The following is a 12,272-nucleotide window of genomic DNA, read 5'->3' on the forward strand; positions in this document are numbered from 1 at the left end:
CGTCCCGACGTGTTTCGGACTACTGTCCACGCAGCGACGAGGCGGCGTCCCGCGCACAGTTCCCACTAGGATTCCATCGTCGCGAGCAACCCGTCTGCACGAAAGATCGGAGCGCCATTTCCATGGCCACCACCGCGCTGGTCGACCCTGACACGGGCCTGACCCAGGCGCAGCTGGCCGCTCGGCACGGGCTACGGGTCGCCGGTGAGCGACCCACCCTCGTCGAGTACAGCCGCCGACTCTGGGCCTACCGGCACTTCATCGCCGCGTACGCCAACGCCAAGCTGGTCGCGTCCTACAGCAACGCCAAGCTGGGCCAGCTCTGGCAGGTGCTCACCCCGCTGACCAACGCCGCGGTCTACTACCTGATCTTCGGGGTGGTGCTGTCACAGAACAGCATCCCGAACTTCATCGCGTACCTGACCACCGGGTTGTTCATCTTCAACTTCACCCAGAGCGCGGTCCTGGCCGGCACCCAGTCGATCAGCAGCAACCTCGGGCTGATCCGGGCGCTGCACTTCCCCCGGGCCAGCCTGCCGCTGTCCACCACCGTGACCCAGTTCCAGCAGCTCCTGGCGTCGATGGTGGTGCTGGTCGGCATCGTGCTGGTCACCGGCGAGTCGATCACCTGGGACTGGCTGCTGCTGGTGCCGGCCCTGCTGTTGCAGGCGGTCTTCAACGCGGGCGTGGTGCTGCTGGTCGCCCGGCTGGGCTCCAAGGCCAGCGACCTCAAGCAGGTCATGCCGTTCGTCATGCGCACCTGGATGTACGGCTCCGGCGTCCTCTACAGCGTCAGCCTCTTCGAGCGGCTGCCCGGCTGGGCGACGACGCTGGTCCAGTTCAACCCGCTGCTGGTCTACATCGAGCTGGCCCGGTACGCGCTGCTCGAGCGGGCGCCCCTGCTCAACGAGTCGCTGACCCAGCTCTGGCTGGTCGCCGCCGGTTGGGCGGTCGTGGCCGGTGTCGGCGGCTACATCTACTTCTGGCGCGGCGAACAGGAGTACGGCCGTGGTTGATTCCCTGCCGGCCGCCGACGAGGCGACCGTCTCCCTGCCGACGTTGACGCCCGAGCGGATCCCCACCGTGGTGGTCGACGACGCGCACATCATCTACCGGGTCCACCAGGGCGCCACCGGTGGCACCACTCCGGTGGCGGCGCTGCGCCGGCTGGTCAAGCGCACCAACGCGCCGAACGTGCGGGAGGTGCACGCCGTCAAGGGCGTGTCGTTCACCGCGTACCGGGGCGAGGCGATCGGGCTGATCGGCAGCAACGGCTCGGGCAAGTCCACCATCCTGCGGGCCATCGCCGGCCTGCTACCGGTCAACCGGGGCGCGATCCACACCCAGGGGCAGCCGTCGCTGCTCGGGGTGAACGCGGCGCTGCTCAACGACCTGTCCGGCGAGCGAAACGTCGTGCTGGGGTGCCTGGCGATGGGCATGCACCCCGACGAGGTCGCCAAGCAGGCCGCGGGGATCATCGACTTCTCCGGGATCAACGAGCGGGGTGACTTCGCCAGCCTGCCGATGCGCACGTACTCGTCGGGCATGGCGGCCCGGCTGCGGTTCTCCATCGCCGCCGCCAAGAAGCACGACGTGCTGCTCATCGACGAGGCGCTCGCCACCGGCGACAAGGGTTTCCGCAAGCGCAGCGAGCAGCGCGTCCGCGAGCTGCGCGAGGGCGCCGGCACGGTGTTCCTGGTCAGCCACCAGCTCTCCTCCGTACGCGACACCTGCGAACGGACGATCTGGCTGGAATCGGGCCTCATCCGGATGGACGGCCCGACCGACGAGGTCATCCGCGCGTACGAGGCGTTCGCGAACAGCAAGTAGAGTGCCGGCCAACCACCGGCATCGACACGGCAACCAGGACCGCGTCGCCCGCGTTGGGGCGGCGCGGTCCGCGCGTTAAGGTTCATTCCGTCGCCGCTCGGGCGGAACTTTCCGTTAACGCAACCCTGAGAGTGAGGATCCGGCAATGACGCAGGACCAGACCACTGGCCCGGACGCCGCAACGGAGACCCCCGCACCGTGGCGGCCCTCGCGGACAGTGGCCGTGGTGCTGGCCGGCGGCACCGGGACCCGGCTGGGCCTCGGCATCCCCAAGCAGCTGCTCAAGATCGCCGGTAAGCCGATCATCGAGCACACTCTCGCGGTCTTCGAGGCCGCTCCGGAGATCGACGAGATCATCGTGCTGATGGCGACCGGTCACGTCGACGACGCCCGGCAGATCGTCGAGAAGGCCGGCCTGCGCAAGGTCACCAAGGTGATCGAGGGCGGCGACACCCGCAACGCGACCACCCGGATCGCGCTCGACGCCGTCGGGCCGGCCGACTGCAACATCCTCTTCCACGACGCCGTCCGCCCGCTGCTCAGCGGCCGGATCGTCCGCGAGTGCGTCAACGCGCTGTGGACCTACGACGCCGTCGACGTCGCCATCCCCTCCGCCGACACGATCATCCAGGTGGACGAGAACGACTGCATCACCGACATTCCGGTGCGCTCCCGGCTGCGCCGGGGACAGACCCCGCAGGCGTTCCGCTCCCCCACGATCCGTGAGGCGTACCGGATCGCCGAGGACGACCCCGACTTCGCCGCCACCGACGACTGCGGCGTGGTGCTCCGGTACCTGCCGGGCACGCCGATCAAGGTGATCGACGGCTCGGACGAGAACATCAAGGTCACCCACCCGGTCGACGTGCACCTGGCGGACAAGCTCTTCCAGCTCGCGGCGGCGCAGGCGCCCCGGCTGACCGACCACCGCAGCTACACCGAGGAGCTGACGGGCCGCACGATCGTGGTGTTCGGCGGCAGCTACGGGATCGGCCACGAGCTGACCGAGCTGGCGCGGCGCTTCGGCGCGCAGGTCTTCCCGTTCAGCCGCTCCACCACGGGCACCCACGTCGAGCGCGCCGAGGACGTCGAGGCCGCGCTGACGACCGCCTTCGAGGCCACCGGCCGGATCGACCACGTGGTGGTGACCGCCGGGATCCTGGAGCGGGGCGCCCTGGCCGAGATGGACGAGGAGACGATGGACCGGGTGTTGCAGGTCAACTTCGTCGGCCCGGTGACCATCGCCCGGCAGGCCCTTCCGTACCTGCAGCAGACCAAGGGTCAGCTGCTGCTCTACACCTCCAGCTCGTACACCCGGGGTCGGGCCCGCTACGCCCTCTACTCGTCCACCAAGGCCGCCCTGGTCAACCTGACCCAGGCGCTCGCCGACGAGTGGGCCGACGTCGGCGTACGGGTCAACTGCATCAACCCGGAGCGGACGGCCACCCCCATGCGTACGCGTGCCTTCGGCGAGGAGCCGGAGAACACGCTGCTGGCCGCGGAGGCCGTCGCGCAGTCCTCGCTCGACGTGTTGATCTCCGACCTGACCGGTCAGGTCATCGACGTACGCCGGGCGCCTGGCGACGGCCCGTCCGTGCCGGCGCAGGCCAGCCCGGACCGGTCCGAGACGCCGGCCGCGGCGTCGACGAACTGACGCCGACGGCACCGCGACACCGAGGGCGGCGATCGGAGCGACATGCGTGGTGACCTGGTTCGCAAGGTGGCCGCCCGGTGCCTGAGCACCGGGCTGGCCGTGCTGGCCTTCGTGGTGCTGGCCCTCACCGGCAGCACCGGGTGGGGCCTCGCGCTGGCCGTCGCCGCGCTGGTGGCGGCGGCCGCTGAGCAGCGGATCCGACCGGGCGCCGACCTGGTGGCCGAGACCGCCCTGATCGCCGCGGCGGTCCTGGTCGGCTACTCCCGACGGCTCGACGACGGCTTCGACCCGGCGCTGGCCGCGACGGCGCTGGTCCTGCTGGGGCTGGTGCTGCTGGTGGGGCCGTTGCGCACCGCGGGCAACCTGGAGATCCGGGCCGCCAACCTGCCGGTACGCGCCTGGACCCCGCTGATCGCCGACCGACTCGGCGTCGCCCTGCTGGGGCTGCTCGCGGTGGTGGCGATCGCCGCCGCGTCGACCCTGCCGGCCGTCGTGGCGCTCGCCGCCAGCCTGCTGGTGGCCGCCGGTGCCGGGGCGGTCGCGCTGGACCTGGCGAGGCGACGGTTCCGCCCGGCCGCCGGCGGTGGGCAGGTCGCCCGCGCGCTACGCCGGCACGAGCCGGAGTTCCTGCTCTACTTCTCCGCACCGCCCGGCTCCGAGTACCAGGTCACCATGTGGCTGCCGTACCTCGAACGGATCGGCCGGCCCTTCCTGGTGCTGGTCCGTGAGCCGGAGTTCGTCGCGCCGATCGCCGCGGCCACCGACGCGCCGGTGGTCTACTGCCCCACGCTGCGCGCGATGGACGAAGCGCTGGTGCCGAGCCTGCGGGTGGCCTTCTACGTCAACCATGGGGCGAAGAACAGCCACTGCATCCGGTTCACCCAGCTCACGCACGTCCAACTGCACCACGGCGACAGCGACAAGGCGCCCAGCGCCAACCCGGTCTCAGGGATCTTCGACCGGATCTTCGTGGCCGGGCCGGCGGCGATCGACCGGTACGCCCGCGCCGGGGTGCAGATCCCGGCGGAGAAGTTCGTCGTGGTGGGCCGTCCCCAGGTCGAGTCGATCGAGGTACGCGAGGAGCCGACGCGGGGCCTCGCGCACCCGACGGTGCTCTACACCCCGACCTGGACCGGGCACCACGCCGACGCCGACTACTGCTCGCTGCCGGTGGCCGAGGAGCTGCTGCGGCGGCTGCTGGGGCGCGGCGCGACGGTGATTTTGCGGGCGCATCCGTACACGGCGCAGAACCCCGCGTCGGCACGCCAGTTGGGCCGGCTCACCGAACTGCTGGTCGCCGACCGCGCCCGCACCGGCCGGCAGCACGTGTTCGGTGCGGCCGCCCGGGAGCTGAGCCTGACCGAGTCCGTGAACCGCTCGGACGCGCTGGTCTCCGACGTCTCCGGGGTCATCTCCGACTATCTCTACTCCGGCAAGCCGTACGCCGTCACCGACATGGGCGGCGAGGGCGACCGGTTCACCGAGCGCTTCCCGCTGGCCGGCTCGGGTTACGTGCTGCGGCGCGACATGTCCAACGTGGACGCCGTGCTCACCGCCCTGCTGGACACCGACCCGCTGGCCGACGCCCGCTGGGTCACCCGCCGCCGCTACCTGGGGGACTTCCCGGCCGAGTCGTACGCCGAGGGTTTCCTGACCGCCGCCCGCCGCGAGCTGACCCCGGCCCGGGAACTACCCGCGCCCGCACCTGCCTGACCGATCAACGGTACGGGTCCAGCAACCTCAGCACGGCCGCCGGATCCTCCAGGTGCGCGTTGTGCCCGAGACCGGGCAGCGTGACGACCGGTACGCCGTACTCCTTGAGCTGCGCGTCCGTGACCATCGGGTCGTGCTCCCCGCGGGCCAGCACCACCGGCACGTCGGTCGCCGCCAGCAGCGCGGCCAGGTCGGGCGCGCCGACGGCGAACGCGGCGTCGTCCATCGCGAGCCGCCACCGGCCGTCGACCTGACGCAGCCCGGCGTCGACCATCGGGTGGTCCGGGAGGACCAGACCGGTGAGGCCGGCGACCCGCAGATAGCGGCGGGCGGCCTCGGTGCGACTGGTGAACCAGCCCACCGGGCGGGCGGCGAGGTCCACGGCGCGGGCCAGCTCGGCCGGCGTCCAGACGGCCTTGATGCCCAAGCCCACCACCGCGTCCACCGGCAGGCCGGCGGCGCGGGCCGCCAGCGCCAGGCCGACCACGCCACCGAGCGAGTGCCCGAGCACGACGATGCGGTCGTCGGAGGCCAGGCCCTGCGCGACCCGCTGGGCGAAACCCTCGAAGGAGTACGACGACAGCGGCGCCGACCAACCGTGACCGGCGAGATCGGGCGCCAGCCACCGGCCGGGCCAGTGCTGCTCCAGAAGTGGCGCCCAGGGCAGCCACACGTCACCCGTCGCCCCCATGCCGTGCAGCAGCAACAGGATCGGCTCACGGCCAGCCTGACCACCCGATTCATCCACCACGGCCGCAGTCTCCCACGGTTCGTGGCCCGGTACGAGAGGCGTTCACCCGCGTCGCGCCCCGACACGGGAACGCCGCGGGCGCCGGCCCCTCGTGGGAGACGGCGCCCGCGGCGTCGTGGGGTGTCGCGCGTTGGTCAGGCGGAGTAACCCCGGGTGGCGATCCAGTTCGCCAGGTCGATCGTGGTGATCCAGTAGGCCGGGTCGGCGGCGTTCGCCGAGTCGGCGATCCGCACGGTACGACCGTTGTCCTTGTAGCCGACGACGGCGATGTAGTGCCCACCGCCGTAGGAGTGGTAGCCGCCCTCGGTGTCGATGGCGTCGCCGGCGACGTTGGCCACCACGCCGCGGCCATCGGTGATGGCCTTGACGACGTCGGCCTGAAGACGGTCCATCTGGGCCGGGCTGGGCGTGCCCGCGAACATGCGGGTGCGGTACGGGGAGCCCTTCACCTCGGCGTTGAGCACGCGGGTGGTGTCCTCGGCCGAGTTGGTGCCCATCTCGGTGGTGCCCAACTCGGCGCCGAGCTCCTCCTGGGTGCGGTCGATGCCGCTGGCGCTGAGCGCGTTGCGGGTGGCCGCCGGGCCGCAGTTGTAGTAGGTGTTCTGTGCCTCGTAGTCGTAGTCGAGCACCTTCGTCGCGGGTGGCTTCGGAGGCGTCGGCTTCCGGGTGACGTCCGGGTTGCTCGTGGCCTTGGCGGCGGGGGACGCGGTGCTGGTCGCCGGGGCGGCGGTGCTCGGTGCGACGCTCGCCGACGGAGCCGCGGACCGGAGCTCGCCACGGGAGGCGACGGTGTCACTGCGCATCTCGGCGATGGTGGTCGGGGTGCGCGAGCCGGCCGGGGCGTCGTCGGCGCCGGCGACCAGAGCGCCGGCGGTGGTGGCGATCGCGAGGGCCGCAGCGGAGGCGGCGACGATCTGGTACGGGCGCTCGGTCGCGAGGCGACGGAGCTGGCGCTTCAGGGTGTGCTTCACGAGGTCCTCCACGGTTCACAGGGAGAGCGGCACACCGGGGCCCGACCGGCATCCGGGCAGGCGTCAGCGCGCGGGCGGTGGCCCGCGGATGATGAACCGCTCAGGGGAACGCCCGGCGCGGCCGGGCGGGAAGTGCGGTGACCCGGGGGGGTCAGCTCACCGTCACGAGGCGGATGAGCGGGGACACCGCGTCGCCGTGGAGGCGGAGGAACAACAGGGGGATCGAGGGGTGCTGCACGAGGATGGAACTCCTTCCGTCACCGCCTACCGGGTTAGCTGACGGATTCGGGCGGGAAGATCGCCCTACCGCGGGCCGTGGCTCGCGGATTCACCCCGGACTTACTGTGGGTCCCCGGTTCGTTGATCACGATTGAGCGGGTCGGCACGGCGTCGCCTCCTGCGATCGGTAACCGCACCGGACGGGACGACAGTACTGGCCGGTGCGCACTCTGCCAAGCCGCGCCCACCTGCGTAAACATCGATTGGCCCAGCAATTTCTGCGCGTTTTGCCGCTGACGTGACTCGATGGGACAACGGGTTCCGCCGGCACCTGTGGGCGACAACCGGACAGGCGGCCGACAACGCCGCCACAATCGCGGGCACAATGGCCGTCGATGACGCCGACCGCCCGATTTCCGCTGCCGGTGACCCGCCTCACATAACAGATCGGGCTCAACCGGCCCGGGCCGGACGCCAGCGTGCCACGAGGGCCGTACGCGACGGCCGCGTCGCGGTGCGCCGGGAGAGCGCTGGGCTCGGCCGGCACCGTACCGCCGCAACGTACGCCTCCTGGGCGAGGACGCGCGCCGACTCGGCGGCCACCTCGGCGTCCCGCCAGGACGACCGCTCCCGCTCGGCGGCCGTCCGGTGCTCGGCCAGCCTCGCGTCCCGGATCGCCCGGATGAGCAGCGTCTCCTGCTCGACCGGGTGCCGGCGGGGGTCCCAGCCGCGCCGATGCCCGAACACGTCGCCGAGCTGAGCCATGGTCAACTCCCCCCGCCAGTGCGCCGCCATGGCGGCACGGTGCAGATAGCGCTCCCGGGCCGCGTACTCGGCGGGGGTGTGCGGGGTACGCGGCGTCGGCAACGCCCCGGCACCGGCGACCCGACGGGCGGCGGTGTCCGCCTCGTCGTACGCCGTCCAGGCCCGCTGCGCCTCGTCCTGAGCGACCAGCCAGTCAGCACGCCGCCGTCGGGCGGTCCGCGCCGCCCGGGTGGCGGCCACGGCCACCTCCTCGGCGTACCGGCGCAGGTCGGCCATCTCGGCGACGGCCACCTCGCGGGCGGTGGGTGTCGGCGGCGTGGGGTCGGCCGCGGGCGAGTCCCGCTCCGGACGGGCCACCAGGACGGCGAGGACCGTCAGCGCCAGTAGGAACAGGGCCGACCAGATGGCGGCGGCCTGGGGCACCTCGGTCAGGAACTGGTAGAAGACGACGGTTTCCATGATCGACACCTCGGCATGAGCACCGCGCCACCCACCACAGGGGACAGGTGAGCGCGACCGGGAGCACGTCCTCACGCTACCGTCGGGACCACCCGGACGCATCGGCGACGGGCGTGTCGGCCCGCGCCGCGCCGACCCCGTCCGCGTCACCACCTACGGTCTCCGGGGTGCGCTGATGAGGAACGAGCGGCGGGCGGCCCGGGCGGCGTGGCGCGAGCCGGCGCATCATCGGTATCTCCACGAAGCGGTGCAGCAGCCCGGCGAGGACCAGGTTCACGAGCAGGAATCCGAGCACCACCGCCGGGCCCCGCCAACCCCGGAAGCCGGTCCCCCAGTCGCCGCTGAGCCGGAGCACGCTCGTCATCACCAGGACGTGCACCAGGTAGAAGGCGAACGAGACCTCACCGAGCCAGACCAGCGGGCGTGAGCGCCACGGCGAGCGCCGGTCGCGCACGTCGGCGTCGGCGGCGGCGGTGATCACCAACAGGTACGCGACGGCGAGCAGCGTGGTCCACAACTCGGCGCGGATCCACTGCGCGGCGGCCACCCAGGTGCCCACGAAGATCGCGGTGGCGGCGGTCAGTCCCGGCCCGCGCCACCGGCCCCGGAGCATCAGCTCGGCCGCCACCGCGCCCAGCCAGAACTCCAGGGACCGCGCCGGCGGGAAGATCTGGGTGAACCACCAGCGGCTCACCTCCGGCACCAGCTGCTGCGCCGGCCAGAGCGCGAGGATCAACAGCGGCAGCGCGACGACGAGCGCCCAGAGCACCGCGGGTCGCGCCCGGCGCAACAGGGGCAGCGCCAGCGGCAGACACAGGTAGAAGAAGAACTCGCAGGACAGCGACCAGCTCACCGTGTTGACGCTGTAGAACCAGCCGAGCCGAGGGTCCCACGCCTGCAACAGCAGCAGGTTCTCCACGGCGACGGCCGGCAGGACGGGATCGGCGAACCACCAGGCGACCAGCAGCGCGGCGGCCCACAGCACCACGTGGTTCGGGTAGATCTTCGCGACCCGTCGACGCCAGAAGGTCAGCCGCGAGTCGCCCGGGCGGGCCGACCAGACCAGCACGAAACCGCTGAGGATGAAGAAGAACTGCACGCCGGACAGGCCGAGGGTGAAGAGGGCGTCGACGACGGCCTTGTAGTCCGGCTCGGCGATGATCCGCATCGTCCCGGCGTGGAACCCGAAGACCAGCAGCGCGGCGATCCACCGCAGCCCGGTCAGCGACGGCAGCCGGGCGGGGGCGGCCGGCGCGGTCGGCGCGTCGGTGGTGCTCGTCATGCCGAGGCACCCTACCGGGTCACTCCCGGGTGAACCGGGCGGCCGTTGTTAACCTTCCGCTTCGCGGGTGTTCAGGGATTCCACCATCCGCGGCCACATGTGGTTCCGGGGCTGGCCATCCGCGTCGTCGAAGGTGGCGAGGTGGTCAATGAGCCGACGCACGCGCCGCTGCTGAGCATCGTCGTGCCCGTCTACGGCGTCGAGGCTTACCTGTACCAGTGCCTCGAGTCGATCCGGGCGGACATCCCGGTGGGCGAGTCGGAGGCGGTCGAGCTGATCGCCGTGGACGACGCCTCCCCGGACGGCTGCGGCGCGATGCTGCGGTCCTACGCCACCGGGCGCGACAACGTCCGCGTCGTACACCTGGAAGAGAACGTGGGCCTCGGCCTGGCCCGCAACGCGGGCCTCGACGTGGCCACCGGCCGGTACGTGTGGTTCGTCGACAGCGACGACTGGCTGCCGCCGGGCACGATCGCGGCGGTGCTGGACCGGCTGCGTGAACACCAGCCCGACGTCCTCATGCTGGACCACCTGCGCGTGCACGAGGACGGTCGGCGGGAGGTCGACGCGAGCAGCCACCTGCTGCGCGGGGTGCCGGGCGTGGCCCGCCTCGCCGACCAGCCGCACCTGCTGCGGGTGCAGCACACGGCGTGGAACAAGGTGGTACGCCGGGCCTTCCTCGACGAGTTGGAGCTGCGCTTCTTCCCCGGCTGGTACGAGGACATCCCGTTCAGCCACCCGCTGCTGATCGGCGCGGAGAAGATCTCGGTGCTGGACCGGGTCTGCTACCTGTACCGGCAGGGCCGCCAGGGCGCGATCACCTCCACCCGCAGTGGTCGGCACTTCGACGCGTTCGGCCAGTACGAGCGGCTGATGGACTGGGTCGCCCGCCGGCACCCGGACGAAGGCCTGCGGGCCGAGCTGTTCGAGCTGATGATCAGCCACTACCTGGTGGTGGTCGGCAACGACGGCCGGCTGCACCCACACCTGCGGCGCGCCTTCTTCCACCGGGTCGCCGAGCACTACCGCCGATACCTGCCCCCCGGGGGCTACCCGATGCCGCCGGGGGTCACCGGGCTCAAGCACCGTCTGGTGGGGCGTGGTGACTGGTTGGCGTACTCGGCGCTGCGGCAGGCCCACCGGGTCACGGGCCGGTGGCGACGGCCCAGCCCGACCGCTGGCGCCGACTCGTCGTCGGCCGACGACCCGTCCCGAACGGCGCGGTCGGCGAGCAGGTCGGACGGCGGGCAGACCGCCGGCCTGCCGGGACGGTCGGACGCGCTGGCCGGTGGCCGCCTGCCGTGACCCGTTCGGCGGGTGCCGGAGTTTTTCAGGTCGTCCACCCGTTCGGGGGACGACGACAGCACCACCGCACCTTCGGTGCGGGCGTAAGGGAACAGAGGTCGGAATGACGGCGACAATCAAGATCGGACCGCACGCGGTCGGTGCCGGGGAGCGGCCCTTCGTGGTCGCCGAGATGTCCGGTAACCACAACGGCGACCTGGACCGGGCGCTGGCCATCGTGGACGCGGTCGCCGAGAGCGGCGCGCACGCGCTCAAGTTGCAGACGTACCGGCCGGACACGATCACGATCGACGTCGACGCCCCGGCCTTCCGCATCTCCGGCGGGCACGAGCTGTGGGGCGGCGAGAACCTGTACCGCCTCTACGAGCGGGCGCACACCCCGTACGAGTGGCACGCCCCGATCTTCGCGCGGGCCCGCGAGCGCGGGCTGACGGTCTTCTCGTCACCGTTCGACGCGACCGCCGTGGAGCTGTTGGAGTCGTTGGACGCCCCGGCGTACAAGATCGCGTCCTCGGAGCTGGTGGACCTTCCGCTGATCCGGTTGGTGGCCAGCACCGGCAAGCCGATGGTGATCTCCACCGGGATGGCGACGGTCGCCGAGATCGATGCCGCCGTACGGACCGCCCGCGACGGCGGCGCGGCGGGCATCGTGCTGCTGGCCTGCACCGCGTCGTACCCGGCACCCCCCGCCGACAGCAACCTGCGCCGCCTGCCGGTGCTGGCCGGCGCGTTCGACGTGCCGGTCGGACTCTCCGATCACACGCCCGGTATCGGCGTGGCGGTCGCCTCGGTGGCGCTGGGCGCCTGCTTCATCGAGAAGCACGTGACCCTGGACCGGGCCGACGGCGGCGTGGACTCGGACTTCTCGCTGAACCCGGCGGAGTTGACGGCGCTCGTCGAGGAGTCGGGCCGCGCCTACGCGGCCCTGGGCGGCACCGCGATCGGTCCGACGCCCGCCGAGCGGGAAGGGCTGCGGTTCCGCCGTTCGCTGTTCGTGGTCGAGGACGTCCGGGCCGGCGACCCGGTGACGGCACAGAACGTCCGGTCGATCCGCCCGGCCGGCGGCCTGGCCCCGATCGAGATCGACAGGGTGTTGGGCCGTACCTTCACCACCGATGTCCCGCGCGGCACCCCGCTGAGCTGGGACCTGATCTGACCGCCGGGTAGCCGGCCGGGCGTGCGGTCCCGACCGGCAGTGTCCTGTGTGCCTCCTGTCGAGCTGCCCCGGAAATGGGGCGGGCCGCCATCGAGGCCCACTCGCCCCGGATCTGGGGCAGCTCGACAGGCAACGCCGACACCGACCGTGCCCCACCCGCCGGCCGC

The 12,272-nt window shown here is 72.0% G+C and carries 10 protein-coding genes and 1 riboswitch; of the genes, 6 read left to right on the plus strand and 4 right to left on the minus strand.

The features are described from left to right. Positions 1 to 122: 122 nt before the first annotated feature. The 4 genes from ACIA3K_RS16540 to ACIA3K_RS16555 all read left to right on the plus strand — a co-directional run bounded on the left by ACIA3K_RS16540 (position 123) and on the right by ACIA3K_RS16555 (position 5,197). Positions 123 to 1,016, plus strand: a complete 894-nt coding sequence (locus ACIA3K_RS16540; RefSeq protein WP_396801908.1) for an ABC transporter permease — start codon at positions 123 to 125, stop codon at positions 1,014 to 1,016. A 4-nt stretch (positions 1,017 to 1,020) separates the two neighbouring features. After that, complete coding sequence (locus tag ACIA3K_RS16545) at positions 1,021 to 1,830, plus strand: ABC transporter ATP-binding protein (RefSeq protein WP_396802146.1); 810 nt, start codon at positions 1,021 to 1,023, stop codon at positions 1,828 to 1,830. 145 nt (positions 1,831 to 1,975) lie between these two features. Continuing rightward, the gene (locus ACIA3K_RS16550) at positions 1,976 to 3,484 is read left to right on the plus strand and encodes a D-ribitol-5-phosphate cytidylyltransferase (RefSeq protein ID WP_396801909.1); all 1,509 of its coding nucleotides are present in this window, start codon (positions 1,976 to 1,978) and stop codon (positions 3,482 to 3,484) included. A gap of 42 nt (positions 3,485 to 3,526) precedes the next feature. After that, entirely contained in the window at positions 3,527 to 5,197 is a 1,671-nt protein-coding gene (locus tag ACIA3K_RS16555) for a CDP-glycerol glycerophosphotransferase family protein (protein WP_396801910.1), read from the plus strand. A 4-nt stretch (positions 5,198 to 5,201) separates the two neighbouring features. On the opposite strand, the gene ACIA3K_RS16560 is transcribed toward ACIA3K_RS16555, so the two are convergent. The 4 genes from ACIA3K_RS16560 to ACIA3K_RS16575 form a co-directional block, all read right to left on the minus strand. Continuing rightward, complete coding sequence (locus ACIA3K_RS16560; RefSeq protein ID WP_396801912.1) at positions 5,202 to 5,948, minus strand: alpha/beta fold hydrolase; 747 nt, start codon at positions 5,946 to 5,948, stop codon at positions 5,202 to 5,204. Between the two features lie 134 nt (positions 5,949 to 6,082). Next, positions 6,083 to 6,931 (minus strand): C39 family peptidase, encoded by an 849-nt coding sequence (locus tag ACIA3K_RS16565; RefSeq protein ID WP_396801913.1) that lies wholly within the window; start codon positions 6,929 to 6,931, stop codon positions 6,083 to 6,085. 234 nt (positions 6,932 to 7,165) lie between these two features. After that, positions 7,166 to 7,306: riboswitch (cyclic di-AMP (ydaO/yuaA leader) on the minus strand. Between the two features lie 285 nt (positions 7,307 to 7,591). Beyond that, positions 7,592 to 8,362 (minus strand): hypothetical protein, encoded by a 771-nt coding sequence (locus ACIA3K_RS16570; RefSeq protein WP_396801914.1) that lies wholly within the window; start codon positions 8,360 to 8,362, stop codon positions 7,592 to 7,594. A 76-nt stretch (positions 8,363 to 8,438) separates the two neighbouring features. Then, entirely contained in the window at positions 8,439 to 9,644 is a 1,206-nt protein-coding gene (locus ACIA3K_RS16575) for an acyltransferase family protein (RefSeq protein ID WP_396801915.1), read from the minus strand. A gap of 141 nt (positions 9,645 to 9,785) precedes the next feature. On the opposite strand from ACIA3K_RS16575, the gene ACIA3K_RS16580 reads away from it, so the two are divergent. Together ACIA3K_RS16580 and pseI are read left to right on the plus strand one after the other, a co-directional pair. Then, positions 9,786 to 10,949, plus strand: coding sequence for a glycosyltransferase family 2 protein (locus ACIA3K_RS16580; RefSeq protein ID WP_396801916.1), 1,164 nt, complete (start codon positions 9,786 to 9,788; stop codon positions 10,947 to 10,949). 103 nt (positions 10,950 to 11,052) lie between these two features. Beyond that, on the plus strand, positions 11,053 to 12,105 hold the full coding sequence (gene pseI, locus ACIA3K_RS16585) for a pseudaminic acid synthase (RefSeq protein WP_396801917.1): 1,053 nt from the start codon (positions 11,053 to 11,055) through the stop codon (positions 12,103 to 12,105). Positions 12,106 to 12,272: the final 167 nt, after the last annotated feature.

The sequence above is a fragment of the Micromonospora sp. NPDC051543 genome (assembly GCF_044454415.1).
GTDB lineage: Bacteria > Actinomycetota > Actinomycetes > Mycobacteriales > Micromonosporaceae > Micromonospora.